Here is a 24,278-nt window from a genome sequence, read left to right on the forward strand (position 1 = left end):
CAGTTTTGCCGAGGTGGTGGAATTGGTAGACACGCTACCTTGAGGTGGTAGTGGCCATAGGCTGTAGGGGTTCGAGTCCCCTCCTCGGTACCATACTCAAGAAAGCCCGCTGTTCGCGGGCTTTCTTGTTGCTGGAGTGTTTGGTTGACCCTCGCCAGGGGGTGGCCGTATAATTCCGGCCCAGCTTTGACGCGGGGTGGAGCAGTCTGGTAGCTCGTCGGGCTCATAACCCGAAGGTCGTAGGTTCAAATCCTGCCCCCGCAACCAGTTTCAGCAGGCCCCTTTTCAGGGGCTTTTTGTTAGCTGAAAGACAGTGTCCGTTGGTGGTTGCAGCGGATTGAAGGGATGGGCGTTTCGCCCATTTTTTATTTGCACAGCATGCACGAGGGCCGTTAAGTGTCGAGCAAGCTAGAACAGTTGCAGGCCTTGTTGGCCCCGGTAATCGAGGCGCTCGGTTATCAATGTTGGGGCATCGAGTTCCTGTCGCAGGGGCGTCATTCGCTACTGCGTGTCTATATCGATAAAGCCGATGGCATCCTGATCGAAGATTGCGAAATCGTCAGCCGTCAGCTCAGTGGTGTGCTCGATGTCGAGGACCCGATTACCTCGGAGTACACGCTTGAAGTTTCTTCTCCTGGCATGGATCGCCCGTTGTTCACGCTCGAACAATTTGCGGCGCATGTCGGTGAGCAGGTGAAGATCAAGCTGCGTTCGCCTTTCGACGGGCGTCGTAACTTCCAGGGCCTCCTTCGCGGTGTGGAGGAGCAGGACGTGGTAGTTCAGGTGGATGACCACGAGTATCTGTTGCCGATCGACCTGATCGACAAGGCCAACATCATCCCCCGATTTGATTGATATGCGCATTCTGCGTCGCTGCTGGACAGCCAAGTGTTGGCGCAGCGTGGGCGACACAGATGACGCGAGGGTAGCGCGGTAACGCACGAATGTAGCGCCCATGGCGTGAACGTGATGCGGATTGCGCAGAACCAATGGATTGCGAAAGGCGAGGCGTACGATGAGCAAAGAAGTACTGCTGGTTGTTGAGTCGGTATCCAACGAAAAGGGTGTACCGGCCGGCGTGATTTTCGAGGCGCTGGAGCTGGCTCTGGCGACTGCCACCAAGAAGCGTTTCGAGGACGAAGTCGATCTGCGTGTATCGATCAATCGTCAGAACGGTAGTTACGAAACCTTCCGCCGCTGGACGGTGGTCGACGAGTCCGAGTTCGAAGATCCGGCCTATCAGCTGACCGATGACATGCCGCAGGCCGTCGAGGCCAACGCCAAGATTGGTGACGTGCTCGAAGAGAAGGTTGACTCCATCGAGTTCGGCCGCATCGCCGCGCAAACCGCCAAACAGGTCATCGTGCAGAAAGTGCGCGAGGCCGAGCGTGCTCAGGTTGTCGACGCCTACCGCGAGCGCCTGGGAGAGATCATCTCCGGCACCGTGAAGAAGGTCACCCGTGACAGCGTCATCGTCGACCTGGGCAACAACGCCGAGGCGCTGCTGGCTCGCGAAGACATCATCCCGCGCGAAACCTTCCGCGTCGGCGTGCGTCTGCGTGCCCTGCTCAAGGAAATTCGTACCGAGAACCGCGGCCCGCAGCTGATCCTGTCGCGTACCGCGCCGGAAATGCTGATCGAGCTGTTCCGCATCGAAGTACCGGAAATTGCCGAAGGGCTGATCGACGTCAAGGCTGCCTCCCGTGATCCGGGTTCGCGCGCCAAGATCGCCGTGCGCTCCAAGGACAAGCGTATTGACCCGCAGGGCGCCTGCATCGGTATGCGCGGTTCCCGCGTACAAGCCGTTTCCGGTGAGCTCGGTGGTGAACGCGTTGATATCGTGCTGTGGGACGACAACCCGGCGCAGTTCGTGATCAATGCCATGTCGCCGGCAGAAGTGGCCGCGATCATTGTCGACGAGGATGCCCATGCCATGGACATCGCCGTTGGCGAAGACAACCTTGCCCAGGCCATTGGCCGCGGCGGTCAGAACGTGCGTCTTGCCAGTCAGCTGACCGGCTGGACCCTGAACGTGATGACCGAGGCGGATATCCAGGCCAAGCAACAGGCAGAAACCGGCGACATCATGCAGTCCTTCATCGATGAGCTGGAAGTCGACGAAGAACTGGCTCAAGTCCTGGTCGAAGAGGGTTTCACCAGTCTCGAAGAGATTGCCTACGTACCCATGGAAGAAATGCTCAGCATCGATGGCTTTGACGAGGAGATCGTTAATGAGCTGCGTGCACGGGCCAAGGATCGTCTGCTGACCAAGGCGATCGCCAACGAGGAGAAGTTGGCCGATGCCCATCCGGCAGATGATTTGCTGGAACTGGAAGGCATGGACAAGGCGCTGGCTCTTGAGCTCGCGTTGCGCGGCGTGATTACCCGTGAAGACCTGGCCGAGCAGTCGATTGACGACCTGCTCGACATCGACGGCATCGACGAAGAGCGTGCCGGCAAGCTGATCATGGCCGCCCGAGCCCATTGGTTCGAATAAGCGGTTGCGGCCTGAGGAGAAAGATGCATGACGCAAGTCACGGTGAAAGAACTGGCCACAGTGGTCGACACTCCGGTTGAGCGCCTGCTGCAGCAGATGCGCGAAGCTGGCCTGTCCCACAGCAGTGCCGAACAAGTAGTGACCGATAGTGAGAAACAGGCCCTGCTGGCCCATCTCAAGAGCAGTCACGGCGACAAGGTCGAAGAGCCACGCAAGATCACCTTGCAGCGCAAGACCACCAGCACCCTCAAGGTTGCTGGCAGCAAGACCATTAGCGTAGAAGTGCGCAAGAAGAAAACCTTCGTCAAGCGCAGCCCGGAAGAGCTCGAAGCCGAGAAGCAGCGCGAGCTGGAAGCTCAGCAGGCAGCTGCCGAGGCCGAGCGCCTGAAGGCCGAGCAAGAAGCCAAGCGCAAGGCTGAAGAAGAAGCCAAGCGCCAGGCCGCCACTGCTGGCAGCGAAACCGCAGCGCCTGCTGCTGCGCCGGCTCCGGCCAGCGAGCCGGTTGTCGCGGCTCCGGTCGTCGACGTCGAGCGCAAGAAGGAAGAAGTGCGTCGTCCCGAGAAGGCGCGCAGCGACGAAGACGAGCGTCGTGATCGCAAGCACGCTCAGCATCGCCCGACCCTCAAGGAAAAGGCACCGGCTCCGCGTGTTGCGCCGCGCAGTGTCGACGAAGAGAGCGACGGTTTCCGTCGTGGCGGTCGTGGCAAGGCCAAGATGAAGAAGCGCAACCAGCACGGCTTCCAGAGCCCGACTGGTCCTATCGTGCGCGACGTATCGATTGGCGAGACCATCACCGTTTCCGACCTGGCCCAGCAGATGGCCATCAAGGGCGCGGAAATCGTCAAGTTCATGTTCAAGATGGGCACTCCGGTGACCATCAACCAGGTCCTGGATCAGGAAACCGCACAGCTGGTCGCCGAAGAGTTTGGCCACAAGGTCAAGCTGGTCAGCGATAACGCGCTGGAAGACTCCCTGGCCGCGTCGCTGAAGTTCGAAGGCGAGGCGATGTCCCGTGCGCCGGTGGTGACCGTAATGGGTCACGTCGACCACGGTAAGACCTCGCTGCTCGACTACATCCGTCGTGCCAAGGTGGCGTCCGGTGAAGCCGGCGGCATCACCCAGCACATCGGTGCCTACCACGTGGAAACCGACCGCGGCATGGTCACCTTCCTCGATACTCCCGGTCACGCCGCGTTCACTCAGATGCGTGCCCGTGGTGCCAAGGCCACCGATATCGTCATCCTCGTCGTTGCCGCTGACGACGGTGTGATGCCGCAGACCCAGGAAGCCGTGCAGCACGCGAAAGCCGCTGGCGTGCCGATCGTGGTCGCGGTGAACAAGATGGACAAGCCGGAAGCCAATCCGGACAACATCAAGAACGGCCTGGCTGCGCTGGATGTAATTCCGGAAGAGTGGGGCGGTGATGCGCCTTACGTACCCGTTTCGGCCAAGGCCGGTACCGGTATCGACGAACTGCTCGAAGCCGTACTGCTGCAGGCAGAAGTGCTCGAGCTGACCGCTACGCCGAGCGCGCCTGGTCGTGGTGTGGTCGTCGAATCGCGCCTGGACAAGGGCCGTGGCCCGGTGGCCACCGTGCTGGTTCAGGACGGTACCCTGCGTCAGGGCGACATGGTCCTGGTCGGCGTCAACTACGGCCGTGTGCGTGCCATGCTCGACGAGAACGGCAAGCCGATCAAGGAAGCTGGCCCGTCGATTCCGGTCGAGATCCTCGGCCTGGACGGCACTCCGGATGCCGGTGACGAGATGATGGTGGTGGCTGACGAGAAGAAGGCCCGCGAAGTTGCGCTGTTCCGTCAGGGCAAGTTCCGCGAGGTCAAGCTGGCCCGCGCCCACGCTGGCAAGCTGGAAAACATCTTCGAGAACATGGGCCAGGAAGAGAAGAAGACCCTCAACATCGTCCTCAAGGCCGACGTTCGCGGTTCTCTGGAAGCCCTGCAAGGCTCGCTCAGCACCCTGGGCAACGACGAAGTGCAAGTGCGTGTGGTCGGTGGCGGCGTCGGTGGTATCACCGAGTCCGATGCCAACCTGGCGCTGGCTTCCAATGCCGTGCTGTTCGGCTTCAACGTCCGTGCTGACGCCGGTGCGCGCAAGATCGTCGAGTCCGAAGGCCTCGACATGCGCTACTACAACGTCATCTACGACATCATCGAAGACGTCAAGAAAGCCCTCACCGGTATGCTCGGCAGCGACGTTCGCGAGAACATCCTGGGTACCGCGGAAGTGCGTGACGTGTTCCGTTCGCCGAAGTTCGGCGCTGTCGCTGGCTGCATGGTCATCGAGGGCACCGTCTACCGCAACCGTCCGATCCGCGTACTGCGCGAGGACGTGGTGATCTTCGAAGGCGAGCTGGAATCGCTGCGTCGCTTCAAGGACGACGTCGCCGAAGTGCGTAATGGCATGGAGTGCGGTATCGGCGTGAAGAGCTACAACGACGTCAAGGTCGGCGACAAGATCGAAGTGTTCGAGAAAGTCCAGGTGGCTCGCAGCCTGTAATCGCGAGTCGCAACACGCAACGCCCGGCCCCGCATTCGCGCGGCCGGGCGTTTGCCGCTTTTGAGTCTGCTGACGAACAGACGGCGGACGAAGTAAAGGTAAGTAGAAAATGGCCAAAGATTACAGCCGTACCCAGCGTATCGGCGACCAGATGCAACGTGAGCTGGCCCAGCTTATCCGGCGTGAGGTCAAGGATCCGCGTCTGGGGTTGGTGACCATCACCGCGGTCGACGTCAGTCGTGACATCGGTCACGCCAAGGTCTTCATCACCGTCATGGGTCAGGACGATGCCGATGCCGTCAAAGAGAGCCTCAAGGTACTCAACGACGCGGCCGGTTTCCTGCGCATGCAGCTGGGCAAGGCGATGAAGCTGCGCAGCGTGCCGCAGTTGCACTTCCACTACGACGAGAGCGTGCAGCGCGGTGCTCACCTGTCGGCACTGATCGAGCGTGCCGTGGCGGAAGATCGTCAGCACGACGACACCGCAGGTTCCAAGGAGTAAGGCGTGGCGCAGGTCAAACGTATTCGCCGCAAGGTCGACGGCATCATCCTGCTGGACAAGCCGCATGGCTTCACCTCCAACGCAGCCCTGCAGAAGGTGCGCTGGTTGCTCAATGCCGAGAAGGCCGGGCATACCGGCAGTCTCGACCCGCTGGCCACCGGCGTGCTGCCGCTGTGCTTCGGCGAGGCGACCAAGTTCTCCCAGTATCTGCTCGATGCCGACAAGGGCTACGAGACAGTCGCTCAGCTGGGCGTCACCACCACCACCGGTGATGCCGAAGGCGATGTGCTCGAGCGTCGTCCGGTGACCGTTGGTCGCGCTGAAATCGAAGCCCTGCTGCCGAGTTTTCGTGGAGAAATCAAACAGATACCTCCCATGTACTCGGCACTTAAGAAGGATGGCCAGCCGCTCTACAAGCTGGCGCGTGCAGGCGAAGTAGTGGAGCGCGAAGCGCGTTCTGTTACTATTGCGCGCCTGGAATTGCTGGCCCTTGAGGGTGAGCAGGCTCGCTTGGCGGTGGATTGCAGTAAAGGGACCTATATCAGGACCCTGGTCGAAGACCTCGGCCAACTGCTCGGTTGCGGCGCACACGTTGCCGAACTGCGCCGTACCAAGGCCGGCCCGTTCGATCTGGCGCGTACCGTGACCCTCGAAGAGCTGGAAGCGGTGCATGCTGAAGGTGGCAACGAAGCGCTCGACCGTTTCCTGCAACCGGTCGACAGTGGGTTGCTGGACTGGCCGCTGCTGCAGTTTTCCGAGCACAGCGCGTTCTACTGGCTGCAGGGTCAGCCGGTGCGGGCACCCGAAGCGCCGAAGTTCGGCATGGTGCGGGTGCAGGACCACAATGGTCGCTTCATCGGGATCGGTGAAGTGAGCGACGATGGGCGTGTTGCGCCGCGTCGATTGATTTATACCGGTGCGTAGCACCGACAGTTTCGGCCGTAACGGCTGAAAGCCTGATGACGGCACTGTTGTCGTCAGGTGTTGCGAGGGTGGCTGTTAGTAGGCACGGTCATGCCTCTTTTTAAAACACGGGAAGCGATTCCCGGCCTATTGAGACTGCTTCGGCAGTTTCCAGATGAGAGGAAGCCAACATGGCACTCAGCGTTGAAGAAAAAGCCCAGATCGTTAACGACTACAAGCAAGCTGAAGGCGATACCGGTAGCCCGGAAGTGCAGGTAGCCCTGCTGACCGCCAACATCAACAAGCTGCAAGGTCACTTCAAGGCCAACGGTAAGGATCACCACAGCCGTCGTGGTCTGATCCGTATGGTTAACCAGCGCCGCAAGCTGCTGGACTACCTGAAGGGTAAAGACACCAGTCGTTACAGCGCCCTGATCGGTCGCCTGGGCCTGCGTCGTTAATAGACGCGAGCTGCACAAGTTGGAAGCTGGGAGTTCGGCGTCGCGAGTGGGGAGTGATCCTCACCTCGTGGCGCCGGGCTTCCAGCTTTTGGCTTTTCGAGGGATGCATCGGGTCCGACTCCCGCGCGTCTTTCCAATTTCCCCCAAGGCAACAAAGAGAAGGAAAACACCGTGAACCCGGTAATCAAGAAATTCCAGTTCGGTCAGTCGACCGTTACCCTCGAGACTGGCCGTATCGCCCGTCAGGCCTCCGGCGCAGTGCTGGTCACCGTCGATGACGACGTCAGCGTGCTGGTTGCCGTAACCGGCGCCAAGACTGCAGACCCGAGCAAAGGCTTCTTCCCGCTGTCCGTGCACTATCAGGAAAAGACCTACGCTGCCGGCAAGATCCCAGGCGGTTTCTTCAAGCGTGAAGCGCGCCCGAGCGAGAAAGAGACCCTGACCTCGCGCCTGATCGACCGTCCGATCCGCCCGCTGTTCCCGGAAGGCTTCCAGAACGAAGTGCAGGTCATCTGCACCGTGGTTTCCACCAGCAAGAAGACCGATCCGGACATCGCAGCGATGATCGGTACCTCGGCTGCCCTGGCCATCTCCGGCATCCCGTTCAACGGCCCGATCGGCGCTGCCCGCGTCGCCTTCCATCCGGAAGCCGGCTACCTGCTGAACCCGACCTACGAACAGCTCAAGGCTTCGAGCCTGGACATGGTCGTGGCCGGTACCGAAACCGCCGTACTGATGGTGGAATCGGAAGCCAAGGAACTGACCGAAGACCAGATGCTGGGCGCCGTACTGTTCGCCCACGATGAGTTCCAGTCCGTCATCAGCGCCATCAAGGCCTTCGCTGCCGAAGCCGCCAAGCCGACCTGGGACTGGCAGCCGAAGCCGGAAAACACCGCTCTGCTGAGCGCCATCCGTGGCGAGTTCGGCGAAGCCATCTCCCAGGCCTACACCATCACCATCAAACAGGATCGTTACGCACGCCTTGGCGAGCTGAAAGATCAGGTAGTTGCCAAGTTCTCTGGCGAAGAAGGTCAGCCTTCCGCTGGTGAAGTCAAAGACGCCTTCGGCGAAATCGAATACCGCACCGTGCGCGAGAACATCGTCAACGGCAAACCGCGTATCGATGGTCGTGACACCCGCACCGTGCGTGGCCTGAACATCGAAGTCGGTGTTCTGGACAAGACCCACGGTTCGGCTCTGTTCACCCGTGGCGAAACCCAGGCACTGGTCGTGGCCACCCTCGGTACCGCGCGCGATGCGCAGCTGCTGGACACCCTCGAAGGCGAGAAGAAAGATCCCTTCATGCTGCACTACAACTTCCCGCCGTACTCGGTGGGTGAGTGTGGTCGCATGGGCGCCACTGGCCGCCGCGAAATCGGTCACGGCCGTCTGGCTCGCCGTGGCGTCGCTGCCATGCTGCCGAGCGCTGACGAGTTCCCGTACACCATCCGCGTGGTATCGGAAATCACCGAGTCCAACGGTTCTTCCTCCATGGCTTCGGTCTGCGGCGCTTCCCTGGCGCTGATGGACGCTGGCGTGCCGATGAAGGCGCCGGTTGCCGGTATCGCCATGGGCCTGGTACTGGAAGGTGAGAAGTTCGCCGTCCTGACCGATATCCTCGGTGATGAAGACCACCTCGGCGACATGGACTTCAAGGTAGCCGGTACCGCCAAGGGTGTTACCGCGCTGCAGATGGACATCAAGATCCAGGGCATCACCGAAGAGATCATGGAGCAGGCGCTGGAGCAGGCCCTGGAAGCTCGTCTGAACATCCTCGGCCAGATGAACCAGGTCATTGCCCAGTCGCGCAGCGAGCTGTCGGCCAATGCACCGACCATGCTGGCGATGAAGATCGACCAGGACAAGATCCGCGACGTGATCGGCAAGGGTGGCGCCACCATCCGTGGTATCTGCGAAGAGACCAAGGCTTCGATCGATATCGAAGACGACGGCTCGATCAAGATCTTCGGCGAAACCAAGGAAGCGGCCGAGGCTGCCAAGCAGCGCGTTCTGGCCATCACCGCGGAAGCCGAGATCGGCAAGATCTACGTCGGCAAGGTCGAGCGCATCGTCGACTTCGGTGCCTTCGTCAACATCCTGCCGGGCAAGGACGGTCTGGTACACATCTCCATGCTGAGCGATCAGCGCGTGGAGAAGGTCACCGACGTGCTGCAGGAAGGCCAGGAAGTGAAGGTTCTGGTACTGGACGTGGACAACCGCGGCCGTATCAAGCTGTCGATCAAGGACGTCGCTGCTGCTGAGGCCTCTGGCGTCTAAGCACGGCTGACCTGTTCGAACGAGAAGGGCTCCTGCGGGAGCCCTTTTTTGTGCCTGCTGTTCAGCGCTCGGTTGTGCTGTAGCGGTCGCGGCCCTCGGCCAACACCGACATGCCGCGGTGCAGCGCCTGCGCGAAGCGGGGAGGGCGTCGGTCGCATCAGGGTCATGCAAATTGCCCGAGGGTTTTTGGTCGAACCGGCGAAATGCAATCAGGTACGTGCCTTTCTATTTTGTTAAGTTATTGTTTTTAAAGGTTTTATTGTAGATGGAAAAGCTGGCACAGGCCCTGCAACAGTACTAGTGAACCTGCAACCAGGAGTTGGTTTGCAGATTGTCTGGAATGTACAGGAGTCGAACAATGAAACAGCCAATCAACCGTTTTGCCGCTACTACCCTGACTGCCGCTGTACTGAGCATGTCGCTGGCCTCGGCAGCTTTCGCCGCAGAGCCGACCATGCTGGCGGCCAATGACACCATGGATAAAGCCGAGCAGGCGGTATCCGACACCTGGATCACCAGCAAAGTGAAGTCCACCTTCGTCGCTGACTCTGCTCTCAGCGCGCTGGACATTAAGGTCGAGACCAACCAAGGCGTGGTTTCCCTGTCTGGTGTAGTCGCGACTGACGCCGAGCGTGATCTGGCCATTGCCAAGACCAAGGAAATCGAGGGTGTGCGTGACGTGTCCGCCGATGCCCTGAAAACCGCAGACTGATTAGCCGAGCCGGCCGGGTTACGGCCCGGCCCCACCTTCTGTCACTGGGAGAATGACCATGAATAGCGACATCATCAAAGGCAAATGGAAGCAGCTCAACGGTCGCATCAAGGAGCGTTGGGGCAACCTGACCGATGACGACCTGGACGTCGCCGAGGGCCACAGCGAGTACCTGGCCGGCAAGCTGCAAGAACGTTATGGCTGGACCAAGGAAAAGGCCCAGCAAGAGCTGCGCGAGTTCAGCGACAAGCTCTGAGCAAGGACTGCCTGGCAGGGACGCCGTTCAAGCACGGATGGCTGCAGGCGGGATGCCTCATCAGCACGGACGGCTCAGGCAGGACGCCTTATCAGCACGGATAGCGACAGGCATGGATGCGCGAAGGCCCCGCCGGTGTAACCGGCGGGGCCTTGATTTTTTGTGCCGGATGCACGGGGCGTCAGCCCGCATCGGGCTGCAGATCAGCTGCCGCGCTTGCTGCGGATTTCGGTCAGGCGTCCACCCTCGAAGCGCAGAAAGTGATACATGCCGCTTTTCGGGCCGTAGATCCACTCCTCGACACTCACCTCGTTGCGAAAACCGTAGCTATCGACCACTTCCTTGTAGCCGAGAAAATCGCGGCTGGAGGGCTCGCCGCATTTGCTCAGCACTTCTGCTGAGGGCGCGGTGGTGCTGACCAGCGAACTACCGCAGCGATAGGTGGACGATGCCTCGGCCATCAGGGGCAGGCAGAGCAGAGTGAGCAGATATCCGAATGTGCGCATGAGAGCCTCCTGCTCAGCGTTCGCGACGGCGTTCGATGGCAACCAGGCGATTACCCTCGAAGCGCAGAATGCTGAGCATGCCGTTGCTTGGGCCATACACCCATTCTTCGATCATGTACTCGCGGCGGTCGTAGGAGCCCAGGGTGTAACCGACAGGGTCGCGGTGTACCGGCTCACCACATTTGCGTTCGACCTCGAACGGCCGGTCGCCAAGGCTGACCAGGGCGCTGCCGCAGCGCAGGGTGTCGGCCTGCGCGGTTGCGCTGAGCAGGCCGGCAGTCAGGGTGACAAGTGTGACAAGGGTTGAGCGGCGCATGATCATTGGCTGTCCAGGTGCAGGGTGGTGAGTACGCGGCCATCGGCTTCTGGCTTACCCAGGTTGGCATCGATCAGATAGACGCGTTCATCGTACAACCCGCCTTGCTCAACCAGATAATCCTTGATCGTTGCAGCGCGTTGCTGGGCGAGTTGGCGCAGTAACAGCTTGCTCTTGGCCCAGGAGTCCAGCACGGCCTGGCGCATGTTCTGCAAGCGTTGCTCGCTGTCCAGCGCGGCCCATTCGGCGGGCGGTTGCTGCTTGAGACGGGTGCGATAGATACCTTCGAGCAGGGCGGCCTGTTCGTCTGCGCTGACCGTCAGTTCGTCGGGGCTGGCCGGCACCTTGTCCCCGCGACGTTGCAGCACCTTGTACCAGGTTTCGCGGAATTCGCGTTGCAGGCGCTGTTCGGCCAGTAGCGGGCCATCGGCACTTTGCGCGGCTCGGCCTTCCACTTCCAGGCGCAGATTGGGACGCTCCTCCAGCGCTTTGGCCAGCGTGTCCAGCGCCTGGCGCGCGTCGCCTTGCAGCTCTGCAGAGCCGGCGCTGAATGGCACGGTGCTGAGGTCGACATTGCTGCCGCCGACCAGCCCGGCGATGAACTTGAATGGCGCCTGTGCGGCGCGCAGCACCAGGTTGCGCAGGGTCTGCCAGACGATGGGCATGACGCTGAACTGTGGATTGTTAAGGTCGCCCTGTACCGGGAGCTCGATGGAAATGCGTCCCTGGGTGTCCTTGAGTAGGGCCACCGCGAGGCGGATCGGCAGGTCCACGGCGTCCGGGCTGTCGACTCGCTCACCCAGCTGCAGATTTTCCACCAGTACCTTGTTCTCGGCATTGAGCTGGCCTTTCTCGATGCGGTAGTGCAGGTCGAGGTTGAGGCGGCCCTTGCGGATACGGTAGCCGGCGAACTTGCCGGAGTAGGGGGTAATGGTGGTCAGCTCGATGTTCTTGAAGCTGGTGGCGATATCCAGGCTGTTGAGCGGATCGAAGGGCGTCAGCTGGCCTTTGATGCTCATCGGTGCGTAGCGGTCGACCTTGCCCTTGATGTCGACGCTGGCCGCCTGCGGCTTCTGGTTGTCGAGCACGCCGATGCGGCCATTCATCTGCTGAATCGCGGTGGCGAAGCTGGGGGTCAGGCTGAAGTCGGCGAAGTTGGCCGAGCCGTCATTGATCGCCACGCCGCCGATGCGGATCGCCAGCGGCTTGCCCGCATCGGCCTCGCTCGGCTTTGGCGCCTTCGGCTGCGGCACGACGAGTTCGCTGACGTTGGTGGTGAGATTCTCGTTGATCACGAAGCGTGCGTAAGGCTGGTCCAGTTCGACGCGGCCGATGGCCAGGCTTTCCCCGTGGCGATAGTCGAGATCCTCTACCCGAACCTGCTTCCAGCGTACGAAATCGCGCTCATGCAGGGTGTCGAGGGTGTGCAACTGATCGATGTGCGCGCTGCCGGTAACATGCAGGGCCAATGGTTCGGTGCTCTGGAGCTGCACGTCGAGATCGCTGCCGAGCAGGCCGCTGCGCAGTTCGAGGTGTATGAAAGGGCTCAGATAGGCCTGCGCCAGGCGCAGGTCGATGTCTTGCGTGCTGACCTTGAGTTGAGCGCTGGTCGGGCTCAGTTGTACATTGCCGGCCGCCAGCAGCTTGCCTTGCTTGCCCAGGCCGCTATCGAGCCTCAGGTCGAAAGGCTTGTCGCCGAGGCTGTCGAAGTTCTTCAGATCGAGGTTCAGCGGGCCGACCTCCACGGCTACCTCCTGCTGCGGTACGCGGTCGGCCAGGTGAGCCTTGTAGTCACGCAGCTGCACATCCTGCAACAGCACCTGCCAGGGCTTGCTCTCGCTGCTCTGCTGCGGTGAGTCGGCCGTCTCGCGCTTGGCGCTTTCGGGCGTGCTGAACAGCTTCTGCCAGTCCAGCTGGCCGTCGGCCTCGCGCGCCGCCCAGGCTTCCAGCCCCTGGCTGCGCACCTGGCCGACCACCACCTGCTGCTTGGCCAGGTCGAGGCTGGTGTTGTCGATATCCAGGCGTTGCAGGCGTACCAGCGGTTTGCCTTGCGGATCATCGATGGCGAAGGGCGCCAACTGCACCTTGACCTTGCTCAGTTGCAGCTCGGTGCCACTGGACAGGTCAAGGTGGTAGTCGCTGCTGAGATCGACCTGGCCTTCCTTGAGCACCAGCGGCAAGGCGTCCCGTACGTAGGGCCAGAAGGTGCTCAGGCGGCCATCGCTGATGCTCAGGCTGCCGCTGGAGGTGATCGGTGTCAGGCTGACCTGACCGCGCCAATCGATCCGCGCACCGTAAGGGCCACTGGCGGTCATGGTCATTTCGGCATTGTCGCCGGCCAGGGTGCTGAGGTTGTGCAGGTCCAGGTCGAGCGCGTCGTAGGCGAACTCCACGGGCTCGCTCGGACGCAGGTCCTGGAAGCGCAGCGACTTCTCACGCAGGCGAATGCTGTCGATACGCAGCGGGAAGGGCTCGCTGTTCTCGGCCTTGGGTTCGGCCTGGCTTTCCGGTAGGCGGAACAGCTGGGTGAGGTTGAGCGTGCCGTCTTTGGCGAACAGTATTTCGCTGCGTGCCCCGTCGAGTTCGACGTCACTCAGGTGCAGGGCTCCGCTCCACAGGCTGTCGCTCTGCAGGTTGGCGTAGAGACGCTGGAAACTCAGTTGCTCCTGGCCACTCTCGCCGACACGCAGGCCCCACAGGCTCAGCTCGAGCGTGAAGGGGTTGAGCTGCACACGCTGCAGCGAGGCGGGCACCGTGGCGTACTGCGCCAACTGCTGGTTGGCGATACGCAGGGCGATACCCGGCAGAATCAGAAAGCCGATCAGGCTGTAGAGAAATACGGTGATCAACAGCGCGCTCAGCGCGCGCTTCAGTCCTTTGGGCATGGCTTGGCGTCATCTATCCAGACGAGGAGACGACTTGGAGTATGGCACGACGGTTCGGTTCCGGTGGTTATCGCCGCATTTGGATTGCGTGTTCGCCGTGCTTCACAGCTGCAGGATCAGGGTTTTCAACGGCGGCTTGCCGTCATGCGAGGGGAAGTCCGGCGCTGGAGCGATCACCTGGCAATCGCGCACCGGGCGGCCCAGTTTCTCGGCACAACGCAGCACCTGCGTGCGCCAGTCGCTCATCTCCACTTTGGCCAGGTTGTTGCAGCACACCAGTGTGCCACCCTCGGCAGTGGCCAGCAGAGCTGGCTTGAGCAGGCTCTGGTAGTCGCGCAGTAGGTCGACCGTGCCAAAGGCGCTCTTGGCCCAGGCCGGCGGGTCGAGGAAAACCAGATCGAACTGGCGTGGTTGCAGGCGCGGATAGCTCGGCAGCTTCTGCCCGCGACGGCTGCTGATCGGCAGCCCGGCGAACTGGCGGATGGCCGGGAAGTAGTCGGACTGGATGAACTGCATGGCGGGTAGCTCGGGGTTGAGCGCGCCGTTCTCGCGGCCGACTGCCAGGTTGCCCTCGGCGAAGTCCAGGTTGACCACTTCGCGAGCACCACCGGCGGCAGCGCTCAGACCGACACCGCAGGTGTAGGCGAACAGGTTGAGCACGGATTTGCCGGCGCTGTTGGCCTTGACCCAGCCTCGTGCGTTGCGCAGGTCGAGAAACAGCAGGGGGTCCTGGCCCGCATGACGGCCGCGTACGCGATAGTTAAGCCCCCACTCGTGAGCGATCAGATCCTCCAGCGCCGCGTCCGTAGGCTGGAACAGTGTCGGGTCGCGGTCGATGCGCGAGTTGCCTTTGGAGCGATCGTTGTAGACCAGCAGCGTCTGGCCGAGGTGGCCCTCGACGATCTCGCTCAGACTTTGCAGGTCTTCGGGCGGTAGCGGCTGATGAAAACTCTGCACCAGCAGTTGCGCACCGTAGCGGTCGACGGTCAGACCTGGCGCGCCTTCCTGGCTGCCATGGAACAGGCGGTAGCAGTCGGTGCCCTGGGCATGCAGCTCGGCGAGCAGGTTTTCACGGGCGGCAAGGGCGGCGCGCAGCGCCTGGTCAAGAGAAGGCATGCGCGGCGTCTCGGAGGAGGGAGGGCCGGCAGTTTATCAAGAAAACAGCCGGCTTCCTCTGCCGGGCGAAGCCTGCGCGCCATGAGGGGGCTGCGCTGGTGACCGTCGCCCGGTCTCGCCACAAGCTGGGGCCGGCATCAGCTCGTTGCCGCGCGCGCTACCGTACCAGGCGGCGCTGAGCGCGTTGCGCGGCACTGTTACGAATCGCCCAGCGCAGCAGGGTGGCGGTGCGCTGCACGCTGCTGCGGATCAGCGGGCGGCGCCAGGCGGGTTGCCGTTCGCCGAGCAGGTCGCTGGCCCAGTCCGGCAGCAGATCGACGCCCGCCTGCATCATCAGCTTGCCAAAGGGCTTGGCGAGAATGCTGGGTACCGGCGCGGCATGCAGCAGCCGCACCACTTCGCGGGTGCGCTCATCGCAGAGCAGCTGCGGGCGCATGCGTTCGAGGTAGGCGCTGATGGCCTGGCGCGATTTGGGCACGTCCTGGGCGCCCAGGCGTTCGGCGATCAGCGCCACCTCGCGGTAGTAGCGATCCTGCTCGGTGACAGCTAGCTGCGGATTGACGTAACGCAGGTAGCCGGCGAGGAACTGGCTGACCTCGGAGACGTGTACCCAGGTCAGCAAATGTGGATCGCTGGCGGCGTAGGGGCGACCGTCCGGCGCGCTGCCGACCACCTGCAGGTGAATGGTGCGCACCTTGTCGATCAACTGTTCGGCGTCGTGCTGGCCGCCATAGGTGGTGCCGGCGATGAACAGGCTGGTGCGGCGCAGGCGCCCGATCATGTCCTGGCGGAAGGTGGAGTGATCCCACACACCGGCCAGGGCCAGCGGATGGAGCATCTGCAGCAGCAGGGCGGAGACGCCGCCGACCATCATCGCGGTAAAGTCGGCGTGCACTTCCCAGACCATCGACTCGGGGCCGAACAGACCCGCGTCGCCACGCGGCTGGTCGAGGTCGAGCACACCCAGCGAGGCGCCGGTAAGGCTGTGCACCTGTTTTTCAATCTGACGACGTAGGCTTTCCATGGCGCGCAGTGTCGGCGCTTGGCTGGCCCAAGGCAAGATGCCGCATTGCCCCGCAGGTGCGGGGCAATGGGCGTGCGGTTCAGCGGTTCAGACGCTGCTCGATCAGGCTGTCGACCACGCTGGGGTCGGCCAGGGTGGAGGTGTCGCCCATGTTCTCCAGTTCGTTGCAGGCGATCTTGCGCAGGATGCGGCGCATGATCTTGCCCGAACGGGTCTTGGGCAGGCCCGGGGCCCACTGGATCAGCTCCGGCTTGGCGAAGCTGCCGATCTCCTTGCCGACCAGGCTCAGCAGGTCCTTCTTCAGTTCCTCCGAAGGCTCCTGGCCGTTCATCAGGGTGACGTAGGCGTAGATGCCCTGGCCCTTCACATCGTGCGGGTAGCCGACCACCGCTGCCTCGGCCACGGCATCGTGTAGCACCAGGGCGCTTTCCACCTCGGCGGTGCCGATGCGGTGGCCGGAGACGTTGATCACGTCGTCCACGCGCCCGGTGATCCAGTAGTAGCCATCCTCGTCGCGACGCGCGCCGTCGCCGGTGAAGTAATAGCCGGGGTAGGGCTTGAAGTAGGTGTCGACCATGCGCTGGTGGTCGCCATAGACGCTGCGGATCTGGCTCGGCCAGCTCGCCTTGATCGCCAGCACGCCGTTGCCTGGGCCGTCGATCTCCTTGCCCTGCTCATCGAGCAGCACCGGCTGTACGCCGAAGAAGGGGCGCGTGGCCGAGCCCGGCTTGAGGTCGGTGGCGCCGGGTAGCGGGGTGATCAGGATGGAGCCGGTTTCGGTCTGCCACCAGGTGTCGACGATGGGGCAGCGCGTTTCGCCGACTACATGGAAGTACCATTCCCAGGCTTCCGGGTTGATCGGCTCGCCCACCGTGCCGAGCAGGCGCAGGCTGCTGCGCGAGGTGGCCTTGACCGGTGCTTCGCCTTCACGCATCAGCGCGCGCAGGGCGGTCGGCGCGGTGTAGAAGGTGTTGACCTGGTGCTTGTCGATCACCTGCCAGAAACGCGAGGCGTCCGGGTAGTTCGGTACGCCCTCGAACATCAGGGTAGTGGCGGCGTTGGCCAGCGGGCCGTAGACGATGTAGCTGTGCCCGGTGACCCAGCCGACATCGGCGGTGCACCAGTAGATGTCGCCCTCGTGGTAATCGAACACGTACTTGTGGGTCATCGCTGCGCCGAGCAGGTAACCGCCGGTGGTGTGCAGCACGCCCTTGGGTTTGCCGGTGCTGCCCGAGGTGTAGAGGATGAACAGCGGGTCTTCGGCGTCCATCGGCTCGGCCGGGCAGTCGGCCTCGACGTCCTTGAGCGCCTGGTGATACCAGAGGTCACGGCCCTCGACCCAGGCCACATCGCCCTGGGTGCGCTCGACCACCACCACGGTGGAGACGTCCGGGCAACTCTGCAGCGCCTTGTCGACGTTGGCCTTCAGCGGGATGTACTTGCCGCCGCGTACACCTTCGTCGGCGGTGATCACCGCGCGGCAGTCCGCATCGAGGATGCGATCACGCAACGCGTCCGGGGAGAAACCGCCGAACACCACCGAATGCACAGCGCCGATGCGCGCGCAGGCGAGCATGGCGTAGGCCGCCTCGGGGATCATCGGCATGTAGATGCACACCCGGTCACCCTTCTTCACGCCACGGCTTTTCAGCACGTTGGCCAGGCGGCTGACGTTGTGGTGCAACTTGTTGTAGGTGATGTGCGCCGACTCGGCGGGGTTGTCGCCTTCCCAGATGATGGCGACCTGTTCACCGCGCTTTTCCAGATGGCGGTCGATGCAGTTGTAGGCGACGTTGAGCTGGCCGCCCTTGAACCATTCGGCATGGCCCTGCTTCAGGTCGCTGCTGTGCACCTGATCCCAGGGCTTGAACCAGTGAAGAAAGGCCTTGGCCTGCTCGGCCCAGAAGGTTTCTGGCTGTTCGACGGACTGCTGATAGAGGCGCAGGTAGGCGTCGTTGTCCAGGTGTGCACGCTGGCGCACCGCATCGGGCACGGGATGGCGAGTGATCTCGAACATGGCGGGGTCCTTGTAATTGTGTGTCCGCAACAACCACAAGGGTGCACCCAAGCAGGCGCTTGGTTCAAGGGCCGATGTTCGAGGGCAAGACTGCTGAGGGTCGTCAACGCTGCCCGGCGCTTGGCGCCGGGCAGCGGCGGAAGGGGTTGGCTCAGCCGCGATGATGTTCGCGGAAATGTTCGATCAGACCCTGGGTCGAGGCGTCCGATGCGCCGCTCTCGATCTGGCCGGTGAGGCGCTGATAGACCTCCTTGCCCATCTCCTTGCCCAGCTCCACGCCCCACTGGTCGAAGGCATTGATGCCCCAGATGGCGCTCTGCACGAAGACCTTGTGCTCGTACAGCGCCACCAGTGCGCCCAGCTCGAAGGGGGCGATGCGATTCATCACCAGGATGTTGCTCGGACGGTTGCCGGGGATCACCTTGTGCGGCGCCAGGCGCTGCACTTCGGCTTCGCTCAGGCCCTTGCCACGCAGCTCGGCTTCGGCCTCTTCGCGCGTTTTGCCCTGCATCAGGGCCTGGGCCTGCGACAGGCAGTTGGCGAACAGCCACTGGTGATGGTCGGACAGCGGGTTGTAGCTGTTGACCGGCACGATGAAGTCCGCCGGCACCAGCAGGCGGCCCTGGTGCAGCAGCTGATGGTAGGCGTGCTGGCCGTTGCAGCCGACGCCACCCCAGATGATCGGCCCCGTGGCGATGTCCAGTGCGCTGCCATCCTGGCGCACGCTCTTGCCGTTAGACTCCATGTCCAGCTGTTGCAGGTGCTTGGTGAAGTTACGCAGGTAGTGATCGTAGGGCAGGATGGCGTGGCTCTGCGCGCCCCAGAAATTGGTGTACCAGATGCCCAGCAGGGCCATCAGCACCGGCATGTTCTCGGCCAGTGGCGCTTGGGTGAAGTGCTGGTCCATGGCGTATGCGCCGGCCAGCAGTTCCTTGAAGTTGGACACGCCGATGGCCAGGGCAATCGGCAGGCCAATGGCCGACCACAGCGAGTAGCGCCCACCGACCCAGTCCCACATGGGGAAGATGTTCTCTTCGCCGATACCGAATTCGATCGCCGCCTTGCGGTTGCTGGTCACTGCGATGAAGTGGCGGTGCAGCTCCTCTTCCGGGCCGCCCATGGCCAGGTACCAGTCGCGCGCGGCCAGGGTGTTCTTCAGGGTTTCCAGGGTGCCGAAGGACTTGCTGGAGACGATGAACAGCGTGGTTTCCGGGTCCAGGCGGGCCGTCAGCTCGCGGAATTCGCTGCCGTCGATATTGGCCAGGTAGTGGCAGCGTACGCCGCGCTGGGTGAACGGGCGCAGCGCTTCGGAAACCAGTTGCGGGCCAAGGAACGAGCCACCGATGCCGATGTTCACCACTTCCTTGATTGGCTTCTCGCTGTAGCCACGCCACAGGCCGCTGTGAATGCGGCTGACCAGTTCGGTGACCTGGTTCAGGACGCGGTGTACCTCGGGGATGAGGTCCTTGCCATCGACCAGCAGACGACGGCCGATCGGACTGCGCAGGGCCGTGTGCAGCGCCGCGCGGCCCTCTGAGGCGTTGACCTGCTCGCCGCTGTACAGGGCTGCGATGGACTCGTGCAGGCGGGCCTGTTCGGCCAGTTGAATCAGCAGCTCGAGGCCGCGTTCATCGATCAGGTTCTTCGAGTGGTCCAGCAGCAGACCGCAGCTGTCGAGGGAAAAACGCTGGAAGCGGCGTGCGTCCGCGGCGAAGGCCTCGCGCATGCTGAAACCGGCCATCTCGGCACGATGTTGCTGCAGGGCCTGCCAGGCGGGCAGGGTGGTGACGTCTTGAGGCTGCTGGTAGTAGGCCATTGGAGCTCCTGATCCACAAAAGCAAAAGGCCCGGGTTGATCCGGGCCTTTGAGAGTGTAACCGCCTGCGTTCGGGCACAGCTACTGGCTAGCGGGCTCGACCACAAGATTGTCGATCAGGCGGGTGTTACCGAGGTGGGCCGCAGTGAGGATCACCAGATAACGATCATCGACCTGTGCCGGACGCAGGTTCACCGCGTTGCGGATCTCCAGGTAGTCGGGGACGAAACCGGCGGCCTGCTGCTGCGCCTGGGCCTGCTCGATCAGCCTCTGGTAGTCGCGGGCGCCACGACGTAGCGCCTCGGCAACTGCCTGCAGGCCCCGATACAGCGCAGGCGCGACGGCACGCTGCTCGGCGCTGAGGTAACCGTTGCGCGAGGACAGGGCAAGGCCGTCCTCGGCGCGTTGCGTCGGCGCGCCGATGATCTGGATCGGCATGTTCAGGTCCTGCACCAGGGCGCGAATCACCGCCAGTTGCTGATAGTCCTTCTCGCCGAACACGGCCAGGTCGGGCTGGACCATGTTGAACAGCTTGGTTACCACCGTCGCCACGCCTTCGAAGTGCCCTGGTCGGCTGGCGCCACAGAGCCCTTCGGAAACGCCAGGAACGCTCACGCGGGTCTGGTCGCCCATGCCGTGTGGGTAGATTTCCTCGACGTCGGGGTGAAACAGCAGGTGGCAACCGGCCGCCAGCAGTTTTTCCCTATCGGCGGCGAGGGTGCGGGGGTATTTGTCCAGGTCTTCCCCCGCGCCGAACTGCAGCGGATTGACGAAGATACTGGCGACCACGAAGTCGGCACGTTGGGCGGCGATCTCCACCAGCGAAACGTGGCCCGCATGCAGATTGCCCATGGTCGGTACGAAACCGATCTGCTTGCCCTCGGCGCGTGCCTGAGCGATGGCTGCGCGCAGCTCGCGCAGTGTCTTGACCGTGGTCATGCGGAAAAACCATGTTCGGCGGCTGGGAAGCTGCCGTCTTTCACGGCTTTGACGTATGCGTCCAGGGCACCCTGGATGCTGCTCTGACCTTCCATGAAGTTACGCACGAACTTGGCGACGCGGCCCGAGAGAGACAGGCCGAGCATATCGTGCTGAACCAGCACCTGGCCGTCGGTTGCGCTACCGGCGCCGATGCCGATCACCGGAATCTTCACCGCCTGAGTGATTTCCGCAGCCAGCTCGCTCGGCACGCATTCGAGCAGCAGTATGGCTGCGCCGGCCTGCTCCAGTGCCATGGCGTCGGCGCGCATCTGCCGTGCCTGTGCCTCCTGGCGGCCCTGAACCTTGTAGCCACCGAGGATGTTCACCGCCTGTGGGGTCAGACCCAGGTGCGCGCACACCGGCACGCCACGTTCCGCCAGCAGACGGATCGGCTCGGCCAGCCAGCCGGCACCTTCCAGTTTGACCATGTGGGCACCTGCCTGCATCAGCTTGGCGCTGTTGTGCAGCGCCTGCTCGGTGGTGGCGTACGCCATGAACGGCAGATCGGTAACGATCAGTGCGCCCTGGTTGCCACGTTTGACGCAGGCCGTGTGGTAGGCCATTTCTTCGACGCTGACCGGCAGGGTGCTGTCGTGGCCCTGCAGGACCATGCCCAGGGAGTCGCCGACCAGCAACACTTCGACACCCGCCTGGCAGGCCGCATGGGCGTAGGTGGCGTCGTAGCAGGTCAGCATGGCGATCTTTTCACCGTTCTGCTTGAGGCTCTGCAGGGTGCTCAGGGTAACGTCAGGCATTTCAAAGGTCCTCGCTCAGACTCGGTATACCGCTTCTATATGGCGGCAATCCGGCCTGGATTGGCATCAAAGGTGCGCCCGGCGCGGTGCGACGGGACGCCTATAGTCCAGATGGGGGGCTATGAAGTCAATTGCAGGTGTTACCGCCCTGTTACTGGCGTTACCGCCAATGCGCGGGATGTCGGGGGTGCGCAAGGGGCCGTCCCACAGAGGCCGGCCGGGTTACTCAGCCAGGCGTTCCAGGCCGGTAAACGGGCAGGCTTCGAGCAATGCACCGAGACTGCGGCCGTCCGGTAACTGCAGTTGCGCGGCCAGCTCGGCCAGCGGATAGAGCACGAAGGGACGCGCATGCATGTGGTAGTGCGGCACGGTCAGGCGTTCGTCGTCGATCAGGCGTTCGCCGAATAGCAGGATATCCAGGTCCAGTGTACGCGGGCCCCAGCGTTCGGCCTTGCGCACGCGGCCTTGCTCCTGCTCGATGCGCTGCAGGGCGTCGAGCAGTTGCCAGGGCTCCAGCTCGGTATCCAGTGCGGCCACGGCGTTGACGTAACGTGGTTGATCGGCAGGACCAAGTGGATCGCTGATGTAGAACGAAGAGTGCGCCTGCAAACGGCTGTGCGGCAGCTGGGCGATGGCCTGCAAGGCCGCACGCAGCTGTTGCAGCGGTTCGGCCAGGTTGCTGCCAAGGCCGATATAGGCCCGCTCCATCATTCGCCGCTGCTTTCTTCGCTGCGCTTGCGGCGATTGCTGTTGCGGCGACGCTTGCGCGGTGCGTTGCCGGTGCTCTCGCCTTTGCCGGCGAGGTCGCGAATCATCTGCCGGCGCTCGCTATCGTTGGCGTCCTGATAGTCCGTCCACCATTCGCCCAGGCCGCCAGTGTCTTCCCCGGCCAGCTCGCGCAGCAGGAGGAAGTCATAGCCGGCACGGAAACGAGGATTCTCCAGCAGCAGGTCGGCGCGTTTGCCGCTGCGTCGCGGCAGGCGCTCCTGCATGTCCCAGATCTCGCGAATCGGGATGGTGAAGCGCTTGGGCACGGCGATGCGCTGGCATTGCTCGGCAATCAGTTCGTGCGCGGCTTCCTGCATCGCCGGAATCGGCGGCATACCTTTGCTCTGCAACTGCAGCACGCGGGCGGGCAGGGCCGGCCATAGCAGGGCAGCGAAGAGAAACGCCGGTGTAACCGATTTACCGTCATGGATGCGGTCATCGGTGTTGATCAGTGCCTGGCGAATCAGCTTCTCGGTGTATTGCGGGTTCTGCTTGAGCGCTGCGCCACTGGCCGGGAACAGCTGGGCGAACAGGTCGTGCTCGAGCAGCAGGTCGAAGGTGTACTCGGCGTAACCGGCGAGGAACAGCTTGAGTACCTCGTCGAACAGGCGCGCCGACGGAATGTCACGCAGCATTGGAGCCAGGCGGCGAATCGGCGCGGCGCTGTGTTTCTCGATCTCGAAGTCGAGCTTGGCGGCAAAACGCACCGCACGCAGCATGCGCACCGGGTCCTCCAGGTAACGCTGTTCCGGATCACCGATCAGGCGTACCAGGTGGTTACGCACGTCGTGCATGCCACGGGCGTAGTCGAGGATGTGTTCCTGGGTAGGGTCGTAGTACAGCGCGTTGATGGTGAAGTCGCGGCGCTGGGCATCGCCTTCGAGGGTGCCGTAGACGTTGTCACGCAGGATGCGGCCGCTTTCGTTGCGCGCGGCGTGATTGCTGTTTTCCTCTTCCTCGCCCTGTGGGTGATTGGCGCGGAAGGTGGCGACCTCGATGATCTCGCGGCCGAAATGCACGTGAACCAGCTTGAAGCGGCGGCCAATTACCCGTGCGTTACGGAATTCGGCACGCACCTGCTCGGGCGTGGCGCTGGTGGCGACATCGAAATCCTTGGGATCGATATCCAGCAACAGATCGCGTACGCAACCGCCGACCAGGTAGGCCTGGTACCCGGCCTTCTGCAGACGATCGACCACGCTGATGGCGTGACGGCTGATCTCGTTGCGATTGAGCGGATGTTGTCGACTGCTCAGCACTTCGGGGGTGCTGCGTGGCCGTGGGGCACGGCGCAGAGGTGAGCGGAAAGACTTGAACAGCTTTTTCAGCATGGGATGCACTGTGTGGAGTAGTGGTCGGCCTGCTGCGCATGCGCTTGAAAATCGAATTGTGTGGGCATCATGGCGTTATTGGCAGTCTGCTCAGACAGGGTTTTTCAACTGCATGCGAAACGATGACCGCATGATTGCTGCGGATTCTAGCATCGTGTAGGGAGAAGGTGTGTAGAAGGGCGGCAGGCGGGGGATCTGAGGACCGGAAGCTACTGGGGGAGCCGAAGCTCCCCCCCAAGTTGGTGCGTGCTATGTTTTTATTGTTATTGAGGGTCTGTTGTTTTTGTTGTCGACCCTTCCCAGCTCGCCGTGGCTTACCGGGTGCTCCCTAGAATGGGGAGCCAATAGCAAACGGATTTCTTTGGACGCTGATGCTGCCTTAATCAACCAGTTCCGGCTCTGCCTTGAGGCAGTTTTATTGTTCTCAGCCTGGTCGCTGGGGCGAACCCCTTGCGGCAACTCCTCTCCAAAAGAATCAGTTAGCTGCGCCTCCGTACCTTGTTGTTTTTGTTGTTCTGGAGTCGTTACGTCTTGTTCTTATTGTGTAGGGCACTGCTTGTTATTGTTGTTGTGCCAGAGATAAAGCAGATGCCGTGCCAGTTTTTGAGATTCCTTGTAAATCAAGGGGTTGCGGCAATGCGG

General features: G+C 62.5%; 20 protein-coding genes and 2 tRNA genes. 11 read left to right on the forward strand and 11 right to left on the reverse strand.

Going from position 1 to position 24,278, the window contains the following annotated elements; genetic code table 11:
* Positions 1 to 7 precede the first annotated feature (7 nt).
* The 11 genes from ACN8M7_RS16920 to ACN8M7_RS16970 all read left to right on the forward strand — a co-directional run bounded on the left by ACN8M7_RS16920 (position 8) and on the right by ACN8M7_RS16970 (position 10,122).
* Positions 8 to 93 (forward strand) — tRNA-Leu (locus ACN8M7_RS16920).
* A 97-nt stretch (positions 94 to 190) separates the two neighbouring features.
* A tRNA-Met gene (locus tag ACN8M7_RS16925) sits at positions 191 to 267 on the forward strand.
* Positions 268 to 396: 129 nt separating this feature from the next.
* Positions 397 to 855: a ribosome maturation factor RimP gene (gene rimP, locus ACN8M7_RS16930; protein WP_490261527.1), complete on the forward strand. Its 459-nt coding sequence runs from the start codon at positions 397 to 399 to the stop codon at positions 853 to 855.
* Between the two features lie 160 nt (positions 856 to 1,015).
* A complete protein-coding gene (gene nusA / locus ACN8M7_RS16935; RefSeq protein WP_061241002.1) occupies positions 1,016 to 2,497 on the forward strand; it encodes a transcription termination factor NusA in 1,482 nt (493 codons plus the stop codon).
* A 27-nt stretch (positions 2,498 to 2,524) separates the two neighbouring features.
* A complete protein-coding gene (gene infB / locus ACN8M7_RS16940; RefSeq protein ID WP_490261528.1) occupies positions 2,525 to 5,011 on the forward strand; it encodes a translation initiation factor IF-2 in 2,487 nt (828 codons plus the stop codon).
* A gap of 109 nt (positions 5,012 to 5,120) precedes the next feature.
* Complete coding sequence (rbfA, locus tag ACN8M7_RS16945) at positions 5,121 to 5,513, forward strand: 30S ribosome-binding factor RbfA (RefSeq protein WP_061241004.1); 393 nt, start codon at positions 5,121 to 5,123, stop codon at positions 5,511 to 5,513.
* Positions 5,514 to 5,516: 3 nt separating this feature from the next.
* On the forward strand, positions 5,517 to 6,437 hold the full coding sequence (gene truB, locus ACN8M7_RS16950) for a tRNA pseudouridine(55) synthase TruB (protein WP_490261529.1): 921 nt from the start codon (positions 5,517 to 5,519) through the stop codon (positions 6,435 to 6,437).
* Positions 6,438 to 6,607: 170 nt separating this feature from the next.
* On the forward strand, positions 6,608 to 6,877 hold the full coding sequence (gene rpsO / locus ACN8M7_RS16955; protein ID WP_004424394.1) for a 30S ribosomal protein S15: 270 nt from the start codon (positions 6,608 to 6,610) through the stop codon (positions 6,875 to 6,877).
* Positions 6,878 to 7,048: 171 nt separating this feature from the next.
* Positions 7,049 to 9,154: a polyribonucleotide nucleotidyltransferase gene (gene pnp, locus ACN8M7_RS16960; RefSeq protein ID WP_061241006.1), complete on the forward strand. Its 2,106-nt coding sequence runs from the start codon at positions 7,049 to 7,051 to the stop codon at positions 9,152 to 9,154.
* A gap of 358 nt (positions 9,155 to 9,512) precedes the next feature.
* Positions 9,513 to 9,866, forward strand: coding sequence for a BON domain-containing protein (locus ACN8M7_RS16965; RefSeq protein ID WP_490261530.1), 354 nt, complete (start codon positions 9,513 to 9,515; stop codon positions 9,864 to 9,866).
* Between the two features lie 58 nt (positions 9,867 to 9,924).
* Complete coding sequence (locus ACN8M7_RS16970) at positions 9,925 to 10,122, forward strand: CsbD family protein (RefSeq protein WP_061241008.1); 198 nt, start codon at positions 9,925 to 9,927, stop codon at positions 10,120 to 10,122.
* Between the two features lie 203 nt (positions 10,123 to 10,325).
* Here ACN8M7_RS16970 and ACN8M7_RS16975 read toward each other — a convergent pair whose 3' ends face one another.
* From ACN8M7_RS16975 to ACN8M7_RS17025, 11 genes are all read right to left on the reverse strand, one after another.
* Positions 10,326 to 10,628 carry a DUF2845 domain-containing protein gene (locus ACN8M7_RS16975; protein WP_061241009.1) on the reverse strand — a complete coding sequence of 101 codons (303 nt, stop codon included), beginning with the start codon at positions 10,626 to 10,628 and terminating at the stop codon, positions 10,326 to 10,328.
* A 13-nt stretch (positions 10,629 to 10,641) separates the two neighbouring features.
* Positions 10,642 to 10,944 (reverse strand): DUF2845 domain-containing protein, encoded by a 303-nt coding sequence (locus tag ACN8M7_RS16980; protein ID WP_490261531.1) that lies wholly within the window; start codon positions 10,942 to 10,944, stop codon positions 10,642 to 10,644.
* Positions 10,945 to 10,946: 2 nt separating this feature from the next.
* Positions 10,947 to 13,829, reverse strand: coding sequence for a DUF748 domain-containing protein (locus ACN8M7_RS16985; protein WP_490261532.1), 2,883 nt, complete (start codon positions 13,827 to 13,829; stop codon positions 10,947 to 10,949).
* Between the two features lie 102 nt (positions 13,830 to 13,931).
* Positions 13,932 to 14,945, reverse strand: a complete 1,014-nt coding sequence (locus tag ACN8M7_RS16990; protein WP_490261533.1) for a class I SAM-dependent rRNA methyltransferase — start codon at positions 14,943 to 14,945, stop codon at positions 13,932 to 13,934.
* 157 nt (positions 14,946 to 15,102) lie between these two features.
* A complete protein-coding gene (locus ACN8M7_RS16995; protein ID WP_061241013.1) occupies positions 15,103 to 15,969 on the reverse strand; it encodes an oxygenase MpaB family protein in 867 nt (288 codons plus the stop codon).
* Between the two features lie 79 nt (positions 15,970 to 16,048).
* Positions 16,049 to 17,986, reverse strand: coding sequence for an acetate--CoA ligase (gene acs / locus ACN8M7_RS17000; RefSeq protein WP_061241014.1), 1,938 nt, complete (start codon positions 17,984 to 17,986; stop codon positions 16,049 to 16,051).
* 151 nt (positions 17,987 to 18,137) lie between these two features.
* Positions 18,138 to 19,802 (reverse strand): glucose-6-phosphate isomerase, encoded by a 1,665-nt coding sequence (pgi, locus tag ACN8M7_RS17005; RefSeq protein ID WP_490261534.1) that lies wholly within the window; start codon positions 19,800 to 19,802, stop codon positions 18,138 to 18,140.
* 80 nt (positions 19,803 to 19,882) lie between these two features.
* The gene (panC, locus tag ACN8M7_RS17010; RefSeq protein ID WP_490261535.1) at positions 19,883 to 20,740 is read right to left on the reverse strand and encodes a pantoate--beta-alanine ligase; all 858 of its coding nucleotides are present in this window, start codon (positions 20,738 to 20,740) and stop codon (positions 19,883 to 19,885) included.
* Entirely contained in the window at positions 20,737 to 21,537 is an 801-nt protein-coding gene (panB, locus tag ACN8M7_RS17015) for a 3-methyl-2-oxobutanoate hydroxymethyltransferase (RefSeq protein ID WP_061241017.1), read from the reverse strand. Before panB ends, panC begins: the two co-directional genes overlap by 4 nt.
* Before the next feature lie 222 nt (positions 21,538 to 21,759).
* Positions 21,760 to 22,248 (reverse strand): 2-amino-4-hydroxy-6-hydroxymethyldihydropteridine diphosphokinase, encoded by a 489-nt coding sequence (gene folK / locus ACN8M7_RS17020; RefSeq protein ID WP_490261536.1) that lies wholly within the window; start codon positions 22,246 to 22,248, stop codon positions 21,760 to 21,762.
* Positions 22,245 to 23,636: a polynucleotide adenylyltransferase PcnB gene (locus ACN8M7_RS17025; protein WP_490261537.1), complete on the reverse strand. Its 1,392-nt coding sequence runs from the start codon at positions 23,634 to 23,636 to the stop codon at positions 22,245 to 22,247. Before ACN8M7_RS17025 ends, folK begins: the two co-directional genes overlap by 4 nt.
* Between the last annotated feature and the right edge of the window lie 642 nt (positions 23,637 to 24,278).

It is taken from the genome of Pseudomonas spartinae (genome assembly GCF_965197125.1).
In the GTDB taxonomy this organism is placed as follows: domain Bacteria; phylum Pseudomonadota; class Gammaproteobacteria; order Pseudomonadales; family Pseudomonadaceae; genus Aquipseudomonas; species Aquipseudomonas composti_A.